Here is an 18,019-nt window from a genome sequence, read left to right on the forward strand (position 1 = left end):
GCCCGTGGCACGGTCTTCACCGTGGTGCTGGACGACCTGCCGGACTGGTTACCGGCGTGGTGCCGGGACCATCTCGGGCACCAGCCGGCCGCTGTGCTGTTCCGGCGGCGGTCGATGTCCGCGGTGGCCGGTCGTTCACCGCGGAAGAACAGCAGATCGCGTGGGCGGCGGGCCTGTGGCCGGCCGCCCACGACATCCGTTGGGAAGCTCTCCACGGCTATACCGCAGTCTCCGGGAAAGCGCTCTGGGCCCAAGCCGCCGAACGGCTCCGCCGCGCGAACACCTGACCGATATGCCGGCGATACGCGTGCACTCCTATCGTCGAGGCCATGCGTGTGCTGGACGACCGAGGCGGCCGGGACTGTGAATAAGCGGGCAGGGCTGAGCGCCCGCGCCAAGCTGACCCTCAGCTACGCCGGGTTCCTCATGATCGCGGGTGTCCTGCTCCTCACGGCGGTGTGGCTGTTCCTGCCGATGGGGTCCGGCGGCATCCAGTTTCCTGAGCCGGCCGACTTCGCCCGGGTCTTCAACCCGGGCAACCGCGGGCCGGTGGTGTTCGTCCCGGCCGCGATCCTGGTGCTCGCGTTCATGCTGGTGTTCGGCCTGGTGGGCGGCTGGGTCCTCGCGGGCCGCATGCTCGCTCCCCTGTCCCGCATCACCGACGCGACGCGCACCGCCGCGCGGGGGTCGCTCTCCCACCGCATCGGGTTGCAGGGCCGCTCCGACGAGTTCGGCGAACTCGCCGACGCCTTCGACCGGATGTTGGCCCGGCTCGAGGCGCACGTCGCCGAGCAGCGGCGGTTCGCCGCCAACGCCTCCCACGAACTGCGCACCCCGCTCGCGATCACGCAGACGCTGCTCGATCTCGCCCGCAACGATCCGGACCGCCCGGACAGCGAGCTCGACGAACGTCTCCGCGTCGTCAACGCCAGGGCGATCGAGCTGACCGAGGCGCTGCTGCTGCTCAGCCGCACCGACCAGCGGTCCTTCACCCGCGAAGACGTCGACCTGTCCCTCGTCGCGGAAGAAGCGACCGAGATGCTCCTCCCGCTCGCCGAGAAGCACGACGTCGCCATCGAGACCTGCGGGGAAGTCACCCACACGATCGGCTCCCCCGCGCTCTTGCTGCAGCTGACCACCAACCTCATGCACAACGCGATCGTCCACAACTCCCCCGACGGCGGCACCGTCCAGGTCCGCACCGCTTCCACGCCGGGGTCGGTGACGCTGACCGTGGAGAACACCGGCGACAAGCTCGACCCGCAGCTGGTCTCGACACTCGCCGAGCCGTTCCAGCGCGGCGCCGAGCGCACCCGGACCGATCACGCGGGGGTCGGCCTCGGCCTGACGATCGTCAAGAGCATCGCGCAGGCGCACGACGGCACGCTCTCGCTCAGCCCCCGCCCCGGCGGCGGACTCCGCGCCACCGTGCGGCTACCAGCGGCGCCGGTCCTCCACAGCTGAGGCGAGTGCTCGCCGCTCGGCGACCACGGCGAGCACGTGGCGGGCCAGGGCGACGTCCGCCGCCGGTGCCCCGGCCGCGGAGGCGCGAGCCGCCATGTCCGCGATGCGCCCGGGATCGGTGAGAACCGGGATCAGGGTGGTTTCGATCCAGGCCGGGTCGAGTTCGGCGTCGTCGACGATCAGCGCCGCACCGGCCGCGGCGAGCGGCTGGGCGTTCGACCGCTGCTCACCGCCGCGCAGCGGCAGCGGGACGTAGGCGGCGGGCAGTCCGACGGCGGCCAGTTCGGCGCAGGTCATCGCCCCGGAGCGGCAGAGCGCGAAATCGGCCGCGGCGTAGGCGTAGCGCATCTCGTCGACGTAGGGGACGACGACGTGCGGCGGGTCGCCCTCGGGCACCTCGACCCGATGCCGCGGCCCGGAGATGTGCAGGATCTGCACCCCGCTCCCCCGCAACGCCGCGCTCGCGCCGGACACCGCGGCGTTGATCGTCGCCGCGCCCTGCGAACCACCGGTGACGAGCAGCACGGGACCGTCGGGCCGCAGCCCGAACCGCCGCCGCGCGGCAGCCCGCAGTGCGGCCCGGTCGAGTCCGCTGATCGCCGGACGCAGTGGAATCCCGATCGGGGTCGCGTGCGGCAGCCGGACGCCTGGCGCGGCGGTGAACACGTGCGTCGTCATCCTGGCCGCCAGCCGGTTCGCCACGCCCGGGCTGGCGTTCGCTTCGTGCACGACGATCGGCAGGCCTCGCCGCCGGGCGGCGAGACAGGCGGGCAGGGCGACGTAGCCGCCGAAGCCCACCACGACCTCGGCGCGCGTGCGGTCGAGAACCGCGCCGGCCGCTCGCACCGATTCCGCCAGCGTGGCGGGCATCCGCAGCAGCGCCCGGTCTGGCCGGCGTGGCAGTGGCGCCGGCGGGATGAGTTCCAGCGGGTAGCCGCGCCCGGGGATCAGCGCCGTGTCCAGACCGCGGACGGTCCCGAGCGCGGTGATCTCGGCCGTGGGTTCCAGCCTGCGCAGCGCGTCGGCGAGGTTCATCGCGGGCTCGATGTGCCCGGCGGAATGGCCGCCGGCGACCACAATGCGCGGCGCCGCTCCGGCCGCCGTCACGACGGCCTCGTGATCAGGATCCCGCGGTCGGCGTGGAACCGCTGGAACACCCGCATGGGCAGGGTCGCCGAGTCCGAGTTGTGGGTGTAGCCCGAGGGGTTGTGGAACCGCACGACCCCGCCGTGGACCGCGTGCACGAGGACGAGGTGGCCTCCCCGGCACGGCTCGGGGGTGGCCGGGTCGCGGATCTCGGGTGACACGGAGGCGATCAGGACCTGGCCGGGCCGGACCTCTCGGCTTGACTCGTGGATCGGGGTGCTTTCGACGAGCCGGCAGTCGAATCCGAACCGCGCGTTGACCCAGGCCATGAACGGCCGGTAGATCAGTCCCTGGACCGCGCCCGAGGGCTCGACCACGTAGCAGCCCCAGTCGAGAGCTTGCGCGAGGAGCTCGCCCATGGCGAGCCGGACGTCGGTCCAGCCGTGCAGCAGCGACTGCAGGCACGCCAGGCCGCAGACCTTGCGGGACCAGAACAGGTACTCCTCGCGTGAGCGGTACCCGTGGGCCGCCCAGTCGTCCCGGTCGGTGTGCGGCAGGAAGACCTCCAGGCCCGACGGGGTGGTCCGGCGCATCACGACGTCGTCGTTGCGTTCCAGACGTCCCCACTGCGAGACGCACGGGAGAAGGACGTCAGGTGATGGGGAAATCGAAGTAGACATCGGGAAAGGGCTCGTTCCTCAGCGTGTAGTGCCACCACTCGCGGTCGTACCGGTCGAACCCGCAGTCCTCCATGATCGACCGGAGGTGCTCGCGGTTCTGGAACTCGGCCGGCGCGATTTCCGTGGCGCGGTGGCGTGAGACCGGGTCCATGAGGTCGTGCCGGCCACCCATGGCGGCGAGCTCACCGGTGGCCAGGTGGTAGAGCGTCAGGTCGACGGTGCTGCCCCGGGTGTGGCCCGACTTGGCGGCCACGTACCCCTTCTCGACCATGTCGGCCCGGTCGATGTTCGGGTAGTGCCGCGCTTTGGTGCGGCCGTCCTCCGGTTGTCCGGACCAGCGGAGGAAGCGGTCGACGGCGCGCTGGGGGCGGTATCCGTCCCAGAGCAGCAGTCCGAAGCCGAGGGAGGCCGCCTTGTCGCGTGCTTGTTCGAGGGCCGCGCACAGTGCCCGGGTGCCGACGATGCGGTTCGCGAGGTAGCCGTCGACCGGTTTGCCGGTGAAGTTGTCCCAGGTGGCGTACTTGGCGTCCCAGTGGATGCCGGGTACGAGCTCGTCGACGTAGGCGAAGTCGTCGTTCATCGCCTCATCCGCAGGGTCGCCGAGACGAGCCGGTCGATCACGTCGGCGAGCGGGAGTCCCGCGGCGTTCATCATCCGCGGGTAGCGGCTGTAGGAGGTCATGCCGGGCATGGTGTTGACCTCGTTGAGGACCACCTGGCCGTCCGCGGTGAGGAACACGTCCACGCGGGCCAGCCCGGTGCAGCCGAGGGTGCGGTAGATGGTCTTGGCGGTCTCCTGGACGAGGGTGCGGGAGGCGTCGGGGATGTCGGCGGGGACGATGAAGGTGGCGTTCTCCGATCCGGTCTCGGGCGAGTCCTCCTGGTGGATCCGGAAGAACCCGTGGGTGAGGTCGACGCGGTCCACCTCGCCCACGACCAGGCCGGACGGTTCCTCCAGGACCGCGCAGCCGATCTCGTCGCCGGCGACGGCCTCCTCGATCAGGACCTTCGCGTCGTACTGTCGTGCGTCCTCCAGCGCGGCCGGCAGTTCGTCCGCTCCGGTGACCTTGCTGACGCCGAACGACGAGCCCGATCGGGCCGGCTTCACGAAGACCGGATAAGGAAGGCTGCCGGGGTCGACCTTGTCGTCCTCCGTGACGATCCAGAACCTCGGCGTGGTGATGCCCGCGTTCGCGGCGACGGTGTAGGCAAGGGACTTGTCCATGCACACGGCCGAGCCCTGGATGCCGCAGCCGACGTAGGGGACGCCGGCGAGTTCCAGCAGCCCTTGGATGGCGCCGTCCTCGCCGAGTTTGCCGTGCAGCACCGGGAAAACCATGTCGAGGCGCACGGTTTCGTAGCTCCCCTGTTCCATCACCAGCAGGCCGTGCACGCCGCGGTCCGGTGACAGCGCGGCCGGGCGGGTGTTGCCGGTTTCCCAGCCCTCGCCGGGACCGTCGCAGAGTTTCCACTCGCCGTCGGTCGTGATGCCGATCCAGAACGGTTCGTACTTGCCGGGGTCGAGGTGCTTGGCGACCTCGCGCGCGGACTTGACGGAAACCGGGTGTTCTTCACCGGCGCCGCCGAAGATGATCCCGAGCTTCAACCTGGTCATGCTGTGGTCCCGCTTTCGAAGTTCAGGCAGTTGAGGAGGGTGTTCTCGACGATGTCGTGCAGGGCCCGCTCGGTGTGGTAGGCGGAGTGCGGGCTGATCAGCACGTTCGGCAACCGCTGGAGGCGCGCCAGGGCCTCGTTGCCGATGTGCTTGCCGCGGCAGTCGGCGTAGAAGATCCCCTCCTCGCCTTCGACGACGTCCAGCGCCGCTCCGCCCAGCTGGCCGTTCTCCAGTGCGGACAACAGGGCCGCGGTGTCGAGAAGCGGTCCGCGGCCGGTGTTGACGACGTACGCGCCGGGTTTCATCCGCTCGATGCGCCTGCGGTCGAGGAGGTGGTGTGTCTCCGCGGTGAGCGGGGTGTGCAGCGTGACGATGTCGCTGCGTTCGATCAGGTCGTCGAGCGGAACGTAGGTCGCGGAGGCGCGAGGGTGCGTGTCGTGGGCGAGCACGCGGCAGCCGAAACCGCGCAGGCGGTCGATGACGGCCGCGCCGATGCGCCCGGTGCCGATCACGCCGACGGTCAGGTCGCGTAGTTCTTTGCCGCGCGTTTCGCTGAGCCGGTAGTCGAACGAGTCGGTGCGGTGGATGGTGGTCTTGGCGTGGCGCACGGCCATCAGCATCAACATCAGGGTGTAGTCGGCGACGCTGTCCGGCGAGTAGGCGACGTTGCCGACCGACATGCCGAGACGTTCGGCGCAGCGCAGGTCGATGTGGTCGAAGCCGATGCTCCGGGTGCAGATGTACTCCACGCCGGCCCGGCTGAGTGCCAGCAGGGTGGCGCCGGTGATCCGGGTCTTGTGGCTGACGCTGACGCACCGGTGGCCGCGCGCCAGTTCGGCGTTGGCCGCGCAGACGGCCGCCTCGACCGGGGTCACGGGCATTCCGAGGCGGGCGCCCATGTCCCGGAACGCGGCGGCTTCGTCCCGGCTGCAGCCGAACGCCGTGAGCCCGGCCCGGTGGGATGGCCGAGGCTCCGTTCCCGCGCGCGTCTCGCCGCGTCTCAAACCCAATTCGCTGGAAGCCATGCGGCGAGTCAAGACGACGCGGTGTTGCCGGTGCGTATGCGGTTTTCGATATGCGGACGATATCCGGCGGTGAGCGGGCGCGCGGCCGTTTCACCGCCGGCTTCGTAACCGTCTGGTCAGCTCTGCGGCATGTTCTCCCACAGGCCCACGACGTTGCCCTCGCTGTCGGTGAAGTACGCGTAGAACCCCATGCCCGGGATCTCGGTGCGCCCGACCACCTTGGAACCGCCGAGCTGCTCGATCTTCTGCAGCGTCTCGTCGATGCTCGCCACGTCGATGGTGATCACCGGGTTCTTGGGCGCGGACTCCGCGCGCGCGAACATGCCGCCGTTGATGAAACCGGGCTCGCTCGGCATGCCCTGCTCGGAGGTGGGGCCGGTGGCCACGCTGGTGTAGTTCATCTCGGGCATCTCGGTGACGTTCCAGCCGAACGCCTCGCGGTAGAAGCCGCGGGCTCGCTCGCCGTCGTCGAAGGGGATCTCGAAGTGGACGATCCTGCCGCTCATCGAAGCCTCCTGCCTTGGCTCGAACCGGGCCATCGACGCTAGGCCCGGCTGCCCGGCGGCGGACAGAGGATTTGGTCCCACGCGTCACCCGGTCAGGTCGTTGTGCCGGCACGGACGGGTGTCGCAGGCGCTGTCGATCTTCCGGCGGCCGAGCATGGGTACCGGAGCGACGACGCGAAAGGACCGTGGGATGGCGATGAAGCTGCAGAGCCGCTGGCGGCGTCTCCTCGACCAGCACCCGGTCTGGCAGGACGAGGACGACCTGGACAACCTCGCCTTCGACCCGCCGCGCGAGTCCCTCAAGGACCACAGCGACTGCCCGATCGCCCCCACGTGCGACGGCTGCGGCGCGACCGCGGGCCTGCGGGTGGCGACGTCGATGTTCAGCCGCCCCGGCGGCGGGTACGACGTGGCGTGCGCGACGGTGTGCGAGCAGTGCGCGGGGCGGCCGTTCCTGTTCCTGCTGACCGAGCGGCAACTGCGCTGCGCCTTCGACGCGCACAGCACGCACCTCCCCCGCGCCTAACCGACCGGCACCTGATCCACGGGCAGCGGATACGGCGAGATCACCGGCAGGTACGGCTCGGCGTCCCACCCGAGCGCGCGGATCCGGGCTTCGCTGCGGCGGCCGCTGATCACCGCGAACAGCTCGGCCCGCGACGCGGTCAGGGTCGCGGCCGGCTCGCCCTCCCCCAGCACCCACTCCTCGTCGCCGTCGGTGAGGTGCAGCGCCGGCAGGCCCCGCCGCACGAGGCGGGTGTGCAGCCAGTTCCGGAAGACCGCGAACCCGAGCCGGGTGACCGGCGCCGCCGGGTCGCGCGCCGCGCCGAGGGCCTCGCGCAGGTCTTCCAGGTGCACGGCGAGGTCGGCGACCGGGGAGGTCAGCATCCACGGCGGACCGTCCGGCGCCTCGCCGCGGCGCAGTGCGGCCACCAGGCGCGCGCCGTGGTCGTCGAACTCGCGCAGCAGCGCCGCGGGGTCGAGGTGGGCGCGGCGGGCCACCTGGTCGGCTGTCCAGCGGTCACGAGCCGCGGCCAGCCCGGGGTCGGTCCAGGCGTCGGCGGCTTCCGGGAAGTGCGTGCCCCGCACGGTTTCCTCCGCGACACCGGTGAGGTGCGCCAGCAGGTCCCGTACGGTCCACTCCGGACAGGCGGGCACCGGCGCGGCCAGGGCGCCGGGCCGGTCCTCGACCAGCGCGCGCACCCGGCGGAGCCCGTCCTGGTAGGCCCACGCGGCCTTCCACCGCGCGATCCGGGCCGGGGTGTGCACCACGGAGGGCCGGACCCGCTTGGTGAAGGTGTCCAGGAACCCTTGCGCCGCCACGGGATCGGCGGCGAGTCCGGCGTAGTGCGCGTTCGCGCCGGGCGAGGAGAACCGGGCCAGCCGGAAGGACCACTCGTAGTGTTCGGCGGCCCGCTCGTCGCGCCACGCGCCGTACCCGGACAGGCCGGACCCATCGGCCAGGGCCGCAGCGAGGTACCAGGCCTGGTGCACGGCGTCGCCGATGCCCTGCGCGGTGGACGGGTGCTTGAAGTGCCCGGCGTCGCCGAGCAGCGCCCAGCCGGGGCCCGCGGCCTGGCGGTAGTGGCCGCGCATCATCGTTTCCGGCACCACGACCAGCGGCGACACGCGTTCGGCGCGGTCGAGCAGGCGCGGGTTGAGCACGGCCGGGAACTGCCGCAGCCCGTCCCGGTAGCGGGCCTCGCGGACGTCGGCGGAGCCGCGGGTCGTCTCGGGGGGCCCGGCGAGCGAGAGGAGGTGGATGCCGTCCTCGTTCGGCACGGACATCAGCGCGGCGTGGTCGTGCAGGTCGATGTGGCACCACTCGGACGGCGGCAGGCCACGCCAGTAGGCCAGGAGGAAGGCCATGTCGCCGCGCAGTTCGTGGGTGGTGGGCAGGCCGAGGCGCCGGGCCACGGTGGACATCCGCCCGTCGGCGCCGAACACCCAGGGCGCCTCGACGCGCTCGCCGGTGCCGAGGACCACGCCGCGGACGGGGTCGTCGTCGGTGCCGGCGCCGATCAGGCCGGTGATGGCGGTGCCGTACCGGATTTCGGCGCCGGCGTCGCGGGCGGTGTCGGCGATCGCGGCGTCCAGCGTGATGCGCCGGATGGAGGCGCCGCGCTCGAAGCGGCCGACCGGGGTGAAGTCGCCGGCCACCTCGTGGCCGAGGACGCGCCAGCTGAAGTGCACGAACGGGATGTCGTGCGTGGCCAGCAGGCGGGGCAGGACGCCGAGGGCCTGCAGGCGGTCGAGGGTGTCGGGGAACATCATGTGGGTGGAGACGGTGTCACTGGGGAACCGGTCCCGTTCGACCACCAGCACGTGCTTGCCCTGGCGGGCCAGCAGCGTGGCGAGGGTCGACCCGGCGCAGCGGGCGCCGACCACGATGGCGTCGTACATCAGGCACCTGCCTTCACCAGTCGCGAAACCGGTCGCCGTGCGACGGTCGCGGTCGAGGCCAGGGTCAGTGCGGCGAGCACGACCCCGAGCCCGGTCCAGCCGGCGACGGCGAGACCGGCGCCGCCCAGCACCGATCCGGCCAGGTAGCCCAGTTGCACCGAGGTCGCGCGCAGGCTCATCGACTGCAACGGGCCGACGCCGTCGAGGTCCAGCCCGACGGCGCTGCCCGCGATCACCCGGGCGCCGGACAGCAGCGCGACCAGGGCGAACGCGGCGACGGAGAACGCGAAGGACAGCCGGAGCGCGCCGAACACCAGTGTCATGACCGCCAGGGCCGGTCCGACCGCGAGCAGCAGCGGCCGGGCGGCGCGGTCGACCCAGCGGCGGGCCAGCATGGTGCCCACCACGAAGCCCGCGGCTCCCCCGCCCAGGGCGAGGCCGGCGACGGCGACGGACACACCGTGGGCGCCGGTCAGGAGGCTGCCGCAGTAGACGAGCACCCCGGCCCAGCCGCCGTAGGCCAGCAGCTCGCCGAGGGCCCAGCGGGCCGCGCCGGGGCGGCGGACGAGCGCGCGGGCCGGGTGTGGTTCGGGTTCGGGCACGCCGGTTTCGCGGCGGATGGTGCCGGCGAGGGCGAGCAGGCTCGCGGTCATCGGCACCAGCCAGGCGAGCCGCCAGTTCTGCTGGCCGAGGATCCCGATGACCGGCATGCCGGCGATCCACGCGCTCGGCTGGCCGACCAGTGCCCAGGAGAGGACCTGCGCGCGACGGCCCGGTGGGGCCCAGCGCGCGGCCGCGGCCATGCCGCTTGCCAGGACGATCGCGACGCCGGCGCCGAGCGCGACCTGCGCGGCGGCCAGAACGAGGTAGGTCGGGGCGACGGCGCTGGCGAGCGCGGAGCCGGCGAGCAGCGTCAGGCCGGCGATGAGGAGTTCCCGCAGCCGGCGGCGTCGGCGGGTGGCGACGAGCGCGATCGCGACGGCCGCGGCGGCGGCTCCGGACACGGCGCGCAGCAGGCCCGCCGCGGTGTCCGGGACGCCGAGGTCCTGGGCCACCGGGGTGAGGATGGGCGTGAGGGCCAGCAGGCTGGCCTGCACGGCGAACAGGCATGCGAAGAGGGTCGCGCTGGTGGCGACGGGTCCGGTTGGTGGTCGTGGCAGTAGTGGCATCTGATCTCACCTTCTTGTTCGAGCAGGTGAGGCTGACGTTCCTCCGTGGTTGTTGAAGTTCTGTGGAACGCGTGTCGAGTCAGCGGCGCCAGCGCGGGTGCGCGCCGATCTCGTCGTGGATCCGCCGGGCGGCGGCGAGCTTCTCCCCCGCTTCCGCCCGGCGGCCGGTCGTGGCGAGTGCGGCGGCCCAGGCGCGCAGGACGTCCGCGCGGTGCCACGGCAGGCCGGCGAACAGCCGCAGCGCGGTCTCGTACGCGGTGTCGTCACCGGTGACGGCGGCGCGGGCGAGCGCGACGGTGCCGGCGCGGCCGCGCCAGTCCTCGCCGCCGGCGAGGATCTCGTCGCAGCGGGCGAGGTGCCGGGCTGCTTCGCCGGGATCGGTGGCCGCGAGCAGGCGGGCCAGCTCGGCGCGGGCGATCAGCTCGGTCGGCACCTGGGGTCCGGCGACGGCGAGGTCCAGCGCCTGCCGCAGGGCCGTGACGGCGCCGCCGGTGTCGCCGAGGAGGGTGCGGGTGGTGGCCAGCCAGCGGGCGTGGAAGGCGGCGTCGTGCAGGTCGCCTGCCGCTTCGTCGGCTGCCCGCGCCTGCGACCAGGCGTGTTCGGCGGCTTCCCAGTCGCCGTCGAGGAGCAGCAGGAGCCGCCTGCTGACCGCGTCGGCGGGCAGCGGTCCGGCGGCGCGGCGGGCGGCGTCGGGGTCACCGGCCAGTGCCAGGGCGAGGACGAGCTGGTCGGCGACGGCGTCGTGCGGGTAGCCGAGCGTGTCGAACCGGGCCTGCGACAGGCCGCGACGGCACCAGCGACGGCCGGCCACGGGGTCGAGCAGGTACTCGGTGGCGGTCAGGGCGGCCATGTTGACCGGGCCCCAGCCGACGTAGGGGTCGCCGAGGTCCTGCACGCGGGCCCACATATCCTCCTCGATCGCGGCGGCCGCGGCCAGCTCGCCCCGGTTGAAGCGGAACCACGCGGCGGCCCAGGACGCCAGGACGGTGAGGTCGCGCCTGCCCAGCCGGGCCGCCAGTTCGCGGGCCTGGTCGGCGGCGGCGCCGAGCGTGGCGGTGCGCAGCCCGTACATGGCGGCCTGGGCGCGGCCGCGGTGCAGGTGGAAGCCCGCGCGGCCGTCGGGCAGGACGCGCCGGGCGGCGGCGAAGTGGTCGAGGGCGCGCGGGATGTCCATGATCGAGTGGTGCGTGCACAGCGCGCCGCCGAGTCGCGCGTGGACGGTCGCGACCGCCTCGTCGTTGCCGCGGTAGAGCTCCAGGGCGTGTTCGAGCAGCCGCACCGCTTCCGGGAATCCGGTGCTGGCCCGCAGCCGCAGGATCGCGGTGCGCACCGCCGCGTCGGCGCGGGTGGGCGCGGGGGCGCCGGCCTGGTCGAGGATCGCGACGGCGGCTTCGGCGTGGGCGATGGCTTCGTCCCACGCGTACATCCGCTGCGCGTCGCCGGCGGCGGCCAGGCTCAGCTCGGCCGCGTCGAGCGGGTCGGCGGCCGGTCCCGCGGCGCGCAGATGCACGGCGGCGGACGCGGTCTCGGCCGGGCGGTCCCGCAGGAGCTGGGCGGCGCGCAGGTGCAGGCGCTGCCGGCGCGGGACGGGCAGGTCGGCGTGCACGGCGTCGCGCAGCAGGTCGTGCGGGAACGCGTAGGCGACCTGCCACGACCGGCCTGCTTCGACGAGGAACCCGGCGGCGACGGCGGCCTCGAGCGCGTCGATGAGCTGTTCTTCGGGCTGGTCGGCGAGGCGGGCGAGCAGTTCGTACCCGGCCTCCGGGCCGAGGACGGCGGCGCAGCGCACCACGTGCTGGGCGCGTTCGGGCAGGGTGCGCAGCCGGTGCCGGACGACATCGCGCACGCCGGCGGGCACCTGGCCGCCTTGCCAGTCCTCGCGGGTCCTGCGGTCGCGGGCCACCTCGGCGGCGTAGAACGGGTTGCCGCCGGTGGCACGCCAGAGCCGCGGCACGAACCCCGCGGGCACGTCGCCGGCGACGGCGGTGACCAGCGCGGCGAGTTCGGTTTCGGTGAGCGGGCCGAGGGTGAGGCGGTCGGCGAGGCCTTCGGTGGCGGCGATCAGGTCGAGCAGCGGCGGGTGGTGCCCGCCGGGCGGGTCGCGGAAGCAGACGACCAGCAACACCCGGGCGGGCAGGTGCTCGACGAGGTGGCGCAGCAGCAGCGAGCTGGCGCGGTCGAGGCGTTCGGCCTCCTCGACGACGAGCGCGACGGGCGCGGTGTCGGCGAGGCGGGTGAGCACCCAGGTGGCGGCCTCGAACAGGGCGCGCCGGTCGTCGGGCCCGGGGGTGGTGTCGGCGGGGCGGGACAGCAGCGGGGTGAGGCGGGCCCGCAGGGCGGGCGGGGCGAGGTCGAGGCAGGCGTCAACCTCGGCGCTGGCGCGGAAGGCCGAGGCGATCGGGTGGTACGGCAGCATGGCCGCGGGATCGCAGCGCCCGACGAGGACGTGCGCGTCGGCGGCGGCTTCGTGGGCGAATTCGGAGACAAGCCGGGTCTTGCCCACCCCGCCTTCACCGGAGACGAGCGCGACGCGGCGGCCGCCGTCGCGGACGTCGTGCCACAGGCTGCGCAGGTGGGCCAGTTCGGCGGCGCGGCCGGCCATCGGGACGCGCCGCACGACCGTGAACAGGGCATCCGGCGGTGGCTGGACGCGGGGCGCCGGGGCGCCGGTGGGCGAGACCAGGCGCGGTGCGGGCAGCAGTGCCGGGTCGTGGCGGAGGATCCTGGTTTCCAGGCCGGCCAGCGCGGGGCCGGGGTCGAGCCCGAGTTCGTCGGCGAGGCGCCGCCGGGCGCGGGCGGCCACGTCGAGGGCGTCGACCTGCCGCCCGGTGCGGTAGAGGGCGAGCATCAGCTGGCCGGTGAGGCGTTCGCGGAACGGGTGTGCGGCGACCAGGCGTTCCAGTTCGGGCACGGCCTCGGCGTGCCGGCCCAGGGCGAGGTCGGCTTCGATGCGGCTTTCGGTGGCGACCAGGCGGAGCTCGTCCAGGCGGGCGGTCTCGGCCTCGGCGAACAACGGCGCGTGGAGGTCCTCGAGCACCGGGCCGCGCCACAGGTCGAGCGCCTGCCGCAGCAGCGTGGCGGCCCGGGGCGCGTCGCCGAGGCCGAGTGCTTCCCGCCCGAGCCCGACGAGTTGTTCGAAGCGCGCCGCGTCGAGCTGGGCGGGGTCGGCGAGCAGGCCGTAGCCGGAGCGGCGGGTGGCCAGCGCGCCGGACGCCCCGGCTTCGGCGAGGCGGCGGCGCAGGTGCGAGACGTGGGTGCGGAGGGTGACTTCGGCTCCGGCCGGTGGCGCCGCGCCCCACAGCGCCTCGGCGAGACGGCCCGGCGGGACGAACTGGTTGAGGTGGAGCAGCAGGACGGCCAGCAGCTCCCGCTGTTTCGGCCCGCCGAGCGCGAGGGACACGCCACCGGCGGCGACGTCGAGCGGGCCGAGGATCCCGAACCGCAGGGCCGCCGGTGAGGAGGTGTCACCGGAGGTGACCGCCGCGCTGGTTCGGGGCGTCATCAGAGCAAACTACGTCGCGGGACGGTGCTCCGGGAGGGGTGCGGCTGGATGAGGTGATGCTGGACGGTCTGCGGGAAGCGGCGTTCACCTACGGCGAGGTGGGGCGCACCCGGGGCGAGCTGCCCGCGGGGTACCGCCACTTGCGGCGGCGGGCCGTGAACGGCCGGGGTCGCGACCGGTTCGAGGAAGCGGCCGGGGTTCTGCTCGCCTGGGGTGTCCAGCGCAGGGCCGGGCCGCGGGTCCAGGCCACCGGCGAAACCGTGGCCGAAGGTGTCGTCGCGCTGGTCCGCCTAGGGCTCGGGCCGGGGCTGGATGGCCAGGCGGTACCTCCACGCCTTCCACGGCTGAGTCCTCAGACGTCTGCGGTGCTACCGTGCGCGCATGACGGAGCTGCGCCGTGGACCGGTCGTGCCCCAGGTGGCGAGCCTCCTGCGGCAGCGCATCCAGCGCGGCGACTGGCGTCCCGGCGACCGGCTGCCCAACGAGGTCCAGCTCGCCGCCGAGTTCGGGGTGGGGCGGTCCTCGGTGCGGGAGGCGGTGCGCCTGCTCGCGCAGGACGGGCTCCTGGACGTCCGGCACGGCTCCGGCACCTTCGTCGCCGCCGGGACGTCCGACACCAGCGACGTGCGCCGGCTGGTGCGGCGCGCGCGGGTGCTGGAGGTGTACGAGGTGCGCCGCGCGCTGGAGGTCGAGGCAGCACGGCTCGCGGCGCAGCGGGTCCGGCCGGAGGACGTCGAGCGCCTGCGCGCGGACCTGCGGAAACGGCAGGACGAGCGCGGCGGGGACCCGGCGGTGTTCGTCGACGCCGACCTCGCCTTCCACCGCGCCGTCGTGGAGCTGTCCGGCAACGCGCTCCTGCTGACCCTGTTCACCGCCGCCGAGCCGGTGCTGCGGGAGATCCTCACCGACCTGGTCCGCCACGAGACGCAACTGCCGGACTCCTCCGCCGCCCACGCCGACCTCCTGGACGCCCTCGAACGCGGCGACCCCGACGCGGCCGTCGCGGCCACGGTCGCCAACCTCGACCCCGTCCTCCGCGGCCTCGGCTCAACTGTCGCCTAATCCGGCCAGCACGTCCGCGGCGGGCAGGCACGCGATGCCCATCCCGGCCAGCTCACGGTCGGCAGCCCCGGCCCAGCCGGAGATCGCGTCGCGCACTGCGACCGTGCGGAAGTCCCGCTCGGTCGCGTCGACGAGCGTCGAGCGCGGGCAGTTCGGGTAGTTGCAGCCGGCCACCACGACGGTCGTCACACCAGCGGTACGCAGGTGCTCGCGCAGCCGCGTGCCGTAGAAGGCGCTCCACCGCGGCTTGTACATCACGTGCTCCCCCGGCCCGAACTCCTGGAACTGCCCCGCCAGCAGCCGCTCGTGGTCCAGCTCCCCACCGAGGCCGTCCGCGAGCTGCGAACCCGCCGACCCCGGCACCGCGCCCCGGGCCGCGGATGCGCGCCGGCACAGGTCGGCGTTGCTGCCGTCGGGCAGGTAGAGGCGCACGATGTGCACGACCGGCCGCCCCGCCGCGCGGAACGCCGCGGTCAGCCGCCGCACGGCCGGCAGCACCGCGCGGGTGCCCGGGATGTCCAGGAAATCGCGTTGCAGGTCGATGGTCAGCAAGGCGCTGCGGGAGAACTCCGGTCGCGTGTGATCGTCCATGGCTCGCGACGCTACGAGCCGCGCCGCCGCCCGGCTTGTACGTCGTTGCGCGCGAAACTGCCCGGTGTGGCCCCGAAAACCCGGCGGAAGTGCCGGTGCAGGTGTGACTGGTCGTGGAACCCGCTGTCCGCGGCCGCCCGCGCGACCGGGTGTCCCGCGGCGAGCAACTGCTGCGCGTGCCGCAGGCGCAACTGCAGCAGGTAGCCGTGCGGGGTCACGCCCGTGGCCCGCCGGAACGCACGCAGCAGCCGGAAACGCGGCATCCCCGCCAGCGCCGCGAGCTCGTCGAGACTCGGCGTGTGCTGGAGGTCGTCCGCCAGCGCCCGCCGCACCCGCCGTACCGTCGCGGGTTCCGCCGGCTCTGCCACCGCAGTGCCGGAATACCGCGCCAGCACCGATGACAACGCTTCCTCGAGAGCGGGCAGCGGCGCCGCGGCGCGGTGCAGGCGGACCAGCCGTCGTGCGAGCGCGGGGTCGTGCGGGGTGACCGCGGTGAACCGCGGCCGGTGCCCGGCCAATTCCGCCAGCAGCTCGGGCGGCACGTAGAAGACGCGGTAGTCCCAGCCTTCCGCGACGGCGGGGCGGCCGGCGTGGATGGCCTCGGCGTCGAGGAGCAGCAGGCTGCCCGCGGGCGCGTGCTCGGTGCCGCCGCGGTAGCGCACCGCCTCGACTCCGCGTTCCACGGCCGCGATCGCGTACTCGCTGTGGGCGTGCGGGACGAAGTGGTGGCTGTGGAAGGACGCGGTGACGAGCCGGATGCCCGCCGGTCCGTAGCGGTGTTCGACCCGGTCAGGCACGGCGGGCCACGAGCGCGGTCGCGTCCAGCTCCTCTGACGTCACGGTTCGCGCCGTCAGCCCGGCGCCGGTGGCCGCCCGCACGAGCGCGGGGGCCTGCCGTTCGCTGGTCTCGATCAGCAGGTGACCGCCGGGGGCGAGCCAGTCCGGCGCACCGGCGACCACACGGCGCGCGATGTCCAGCCCGTCCGCGCCGCCGTCGAGGGCGAGCTGCGGTTCGTGCAGACGGGCTTCCGGCGGCATCAGCGCGACCGCGTCGGTGGGCACGTACGGCACGTTGACCACCAGCAGGTCCACGCGCCCGCGCAGCCCGGCGGGCAACGCCTCGTACAGATCGCCCTCGTGGACCTCGCCCGGCACGTTGCGGCGCGCGCACCGCACCGCCGCCGGGTCGAGGTCGGCGGCGTGCAGCTCGGCGAGGTCGAGCTCCGCGGCCAGCGCGGCGCCCAGCGCGCCCGAACCACAGCACAGATCCACCGCCACCGGCCGCGGCGGGGCCAGCCGCACCGCCTCCTCGACGAGCAGCTCGGTGCGGCGCCGGGGCACGAACACGCCCGGCTCGACGTGGATACGCAGGCCGCGGAACCCGGCCCAGCCGAGGACCTGCTCGAGCGGCTCGCCGGCGACCCGCCGGGCGGTCAGGGCGTCCAGCTCGGGACCGGAGGCGGCCTCCAGCAGCAGCCGGGCCTCATCCTCGGCGAACACACAGCCGGCCGCCCGCAGACGGCTTACGAGAACGGTTTCGACATCGACGGACACGACAAGCGCCTTTCCGGGAACGGGCGCCCGCGACTCACTCGTCGCCGGAGGGGAGCACCCGGGTTGCTGGAACGGAAACGGGTCTCACCTCCTCGATCGGTCGTGTGATCACCGTACCGCGCCGCCTCAGCGGTGGTGCACGGAGGCGACGCGGTACAGCACCGGCTCGAACGAGCCGATCTGCGCGGCCGCGCGCATGTGCTCCTGGCACTCCGGGTTGGCGAGCATCGCGCGGAACGCCTCCTCGCTCTCCCACTGCGCGTAGTTGGCGACGTGGGTGCCGTCGAGGCCGGCGTGGATGTTGGCCGCGATGAACCCCGGCTGGTGCCGCATGACCTGCTCGGTCGCCTGGTCGAGCACGTCGATGAGCTCCTGCTGGCGCTCGGGCGCCACGGTGAACTGGTTGATCAGCGTGGTGACCCCGGCGGTGGCGTCGATGGTGGAGACGGGCATGGCTTCCTCCTCATGTCAGGACCCTTACATGATGTGTAAGGTACCTGACATGAGTCAAGGGGACGTCACCACCCGGCCCGGCTACCTCGTCAAGCGGGTCCAGCAGCTGTTCCGCCAGGCCGGCGACGAGCGCCTGCGCGCGGCCGGACTGTCGATGGCCCAGTACGCGGTGCTGCGCCAGCTGGCCGACCACCCGGAGGTCTCCTCCGCCGAGCTCGCGCGGCTGTGCTTCGTCACCCGGCAGTCGCTCGGCGAGGTGCTCGCCGGGCTACGCCGCGCCGGCCTGGTCACCGTGGGCGAAGGCGGCTCCGGCCGGGTGCGTCCCGTGCGCCTGAGCGACACCGGGCGCGCCCGGCTGGCCGACGCCGAGGCCGCGGTCGCCGGCGTCGAGGACCGGATGCTCGCCGGGCTCGGCGACGGCGACCGGCGGCGGCTGGCCGAGCTGCTCGCCCGCTGCGCGGACAACCTCATTCCGGGCGGCGGATCTCCGGCCGGTCGATGATCCGCAGCCAGGTGCCGTCCGGCTGCCGCCGCGCGACCTGCACCCGTCCCCCGGTGTTGTCGGCAGGCCGGGTCGAGCACAACGCCAGGTCGCCGTAGTAGACCGTCGGCATCGGCTCCTCGACCTGGAACTCGCCGCCCTGTTCCACCAGCCGCTCCAGCACCTCGCGGATCGCGTCCCGGCCGACCGTCTGCGACCCGGGCGGGAACGCGAGCACCGCGTCCTCCGCGTACAGCTCGGACAGCGCTTTCGCGTCCCGGGCGTTGGCCCGCTCCACGAACATCACGGCGAGGTCTTCGGGTGTCCTGGCCTTGTCGATCACTTGTCGCTCCTTTCCTCTGACCCCAGCCTGTCCCCAGCTCGGCCAGAAGTCCAAGAGCTGGTAGGTCTCGCAACTAGAATCAACGC

At 73.6% G+C, this 18,019-nt stretch carries 18 protein-coding genes and 1 pseudogene; 5 read left to right on the forward strand and 14 right to left on the reverse strand.

Features of this window, described 5'->3' with window-relative positions; all coding sequences use genetic code 11:
* Window positions 1–381: 381 nt before the first annotated feature.
* Window positions 382–1,464, forward strand: coding sequence for a sensor histidine kinase (locus ACCP09_RS28695; RefSeq protein WP_433751828.1), 1,083 nt, complete (start codon window positions 382–384; stop codon window positions 1,462–1,464).
* Here ACCP09_RS28695 and ACCP09_RS28700 read toward each other — a convergent pair.
* From ACCP09_RS28700 to ACCP09_RS28725, 6 genes are all read right to left on the reverse strand, one after another.
* The gene (locus tag ACCP09_RS28700; protein ID WP_433751707.1) at window positions 1,435–2,571 is read right to left on the reverse strand and encodes a UDP-N-acetylglucosamine--N-acetylmuramyl-(pentapeptide) pyrophosphoryl-undecaprenol N-acetylglucosamine transferase; all 1,137 of its coding nucleotides are present in this window, start codon (window positions 2,569–2,571) and stop codon (window positions 1,435–1,437) included. The genes ACCP09_RS28695 and ACCP09_RS28700 overlap by 30 nt on opposite strands.
* A complete protein-coding gene (locus tag ACCP09_RS28705) occupies window positions 2,568–3,143 on the reverse strand; it encodes a hypothetical protein (protein ID WP_433751709.1) in 576 nt (191 codons plus the stop codon). Before ACCP09_RS28705 ends, ACCP09_RS28700 begins: the two co-directional genes overlap by 4 nt.
* Window positions 3,144–3,201: 58 nt before the next feature.
* Window positions 3,202–3,810, reverse strand: coding sequence for a D-Ala-D-Ala dipeptidase VanX (gene vanX / locus ACCP09_RS28710; protein WP_433751711.1), 609 nt, complete (start codon window positions 3,808–3,810; stop codon window positions 3,202–3,204).
* Complete coding sequence (gene vanA, locus ACCP09_RS28715) at window positions 3,807–4,844, reverse strand: D-alanine--(R)-lactate ligase (RefSeq protein ID WP_433751713.1); 1,038 nt, start codon at window positions 4,842–4,844, stop codon at window positions 3,807–3,809. Before vanA ends, vanX begins: the two co-directional genes overlap by 4 nt.
* Window positions 4,841–5,743, reverse strand: a complete 903-nt coding sequence (locus tag ACCP09_RS28720) for an NAD(P)-dependent oxidoreductase (RefSeq protein WP_433751715.1) — start codon at window positions 5,741–5,743, stop codon at window positions 4,841–4,843. Before ACCP09_RS28720 ends, vanA begins: the two co-directional genes overlap by 4 nt.
* Window positions 5,744–5,985: 242 nt before the next feature.
* Entirely contained in the window at window positions 5,986–6,375 is a 390-nt protein-coding gene (locus tag ACCP09_RS28725) for a VOC family protein (protein ID WP_433751717.1), read from the reverse strand.
* A gap of 190 nt (window positions 6,376–6,565) precedes the next feature.
* Here ACCP09_RS28725 and ACCP09_RS28730 point away from each other — a divergent pair, with 190 nt between their 5' ends.
* Entirely contained in the window at window positions 6,566–6,901 is a 336-nt protein-coding gene (locus ACCP09_RS28730) for a hypothetical protein (protein ID WP_123686829.1), read from the forward strand.
* On the opposite strand, the gene ACCP09_RS28735 is transcribed toward ACCP09_RS28730, so the two are convergent.
* From ACCP09_RS28735 to ACCP09_RS28745, 3 genes are all read right to left on the reverse strand, one after another.
* A complete protein-coding gene (locus ACCP09_RS28735) occupies window positions 6,898–8,778 on the reverse strand; it encodes an FAD-dependent monooxygenase (protein WP_433751719.1) in 1,881 nt (626 codons plus the stop codon). The genes ACCP09_RS28730 and ACCP09_RS28735 overlap by 4 nt on opposite strands.
* Window positions 8,778–9,947, reverse strand: a complete 1,170-nt coding sequence (locus ACCP09_RS28740) for an MFS transporter (RefSeq protein ID WP_433751721.1) — start codon at window positions 9,945–9,947, stop codon at window positions 8,778–8,780. The genes ACCP09_RS28735 and ACCP09_RS28740 overlap by 1 nt, the downstream gene beginning before the upstream one ends.
* A gap of 79 nt (window positions 9,948–10,026) precedes the next feature.
* Complete coding sequence (locus ACCP09_RS28745) at window positions 10,027–13,449, reverse strand: BTAD domain-containing putative transcriptional regulator (protein WP_433751723.1); 3,423 nt, start codon at window positions 13,447–13,449, stop codon at window positions 10,027–10,029.
* Window positions 13,450–13,505: 56 nt separating this feature from the next.
* Here ACCP09_RS28745 and ACCP09_RS28750 point away from each other — a divergent pair.
* Together ACCP09_RS28750 and ACCP09_RS28755 are read left to right on the forward strand one after the other, a co-directional pair.
* A pseudogene (locus tag ACCP09_RS28750) lies at window positions 13,506–13,742 on the forward strand (DUF1990 family protein); the annotation flags it as partial.
* Window positions 13,743–13,830: 88 nt separating this feature from the next.
* Window positions 13,831–14,511 (forward strand): FadR/GntR family transcriptional regulator, encoded by a 681-nt coding sequence (locus ACCP09_RS28755; protein ID WP_027929802.1) that lies wholly within the window; start codon window positions 13,831–13,833, stop codon window positions 14,509–14,511.
* Here ACCP09_RS28755 and ACCP09_RS28760 read toward each other — a convergent pair.
* From ACCP09_RS28760 to ACCP09_RS28775, 4 genes are all read right to left on the reverse strand, one after another.
* Complete coding sequence (locus ACCP09_RS28760; protein WP_433751725.1) at window positions 14,497–15,102, reverse strand: cysteine hydrolase family protein; 606 nt, start codon at window positions 15,100–15,102, stop codon at window positions 14,497–14,499. The genes ACCP09_RS28755 and ACCP09_RS28760 overlap by 15 nt on opposite strands.
* Before the next feature lie 11 nt (window positions 15,103–15,113).
* Complete coding sequence (locus tag ACCP09_RS28765; RefSeq protein WP_433751727.1) at window positions 15,114–15,899, reverse strand: helix-turn-helix domain-containing protein; 786 nt, start codon at window positions 15,897–15,899, stop codon at window positions 15,114–15,116.
* Complete coding sequence (locus tag ACCP09_RS28770) at window positions 15,892–16,656, reverse strand: putative protein N(5)-glutamine methyltransferase (protein ID WP_433751729.1); 765 nt, start codon at window positions 16,654–16,656, stop codon at window positions 15,892–15,894. The genes ACCP09_RS28765 and ACCP09_RS28770 overlap by 8 nt, the downstream gene beginning before the upstream one ends.
* Before the next feature lie 126 nt (window positions 16,657–16,782).
* Window positions 16,783–17,109: an antibiotic biosynthesis monooxygenase family protein gene (locus tag ACCP09_RS28775; RefSeq protein ID WP_378334686.1), complete on the reverse strand. Its 327-nt coding sequence runs from the start codon at window positions 17,107–17,109 to the stop codon at window positions 16,783–16,785.
* 49 nt (window positions 17,110–17,158) lie between these two features.
* On the opposite strand from ACCP09_RS28775, the gene ACCP09_RS28780 reads away from it, so the two are divergent.
* On the forward strand, window positions 17,159–17,611 hold the full coding sequence (locus tag ACCP09_RS28780; protein WP_433751732.1) for a MarR family winged helix-turn-helix transcriptional regulator: 453 nt from the start codon (window positions 17,159–17,161) through the stop codon (window positions 17,609–17,611).
* Here ACCP09_RS28780 and ACCP09_RS28785 read toward each other — a convergent pair.
* Window positions 17,577–17,933 carry a YybH family protein gene (locus ACCP09_RS28785; protein WP_237334887.1) on the reverse strand — a complete coding sequence of 119 codons (357 nt, stop codon included), beginning with the start codon at window positions 17,931–17,933 and terminating at the stop codon, window positions 17,577–17,579. The two genes, ACCP09_RS28780 and ACCP09_RS28785, sit on opposite strands and share 35 nt — an antisense overlap.
* Window positions 17,934–18,019: the final 86 nt, after the last annotated feature.

The organism is Amycolatopsis sp. 3B14, from assembly GCF_050958625.1.
Lineage (GTDB): Bacteria > Actinomycetota > Actinomycetes > Mycobacteriales > Pseudonocardiaceae > Amycolatopsis_E > Amycolatopsis_E thermoflava.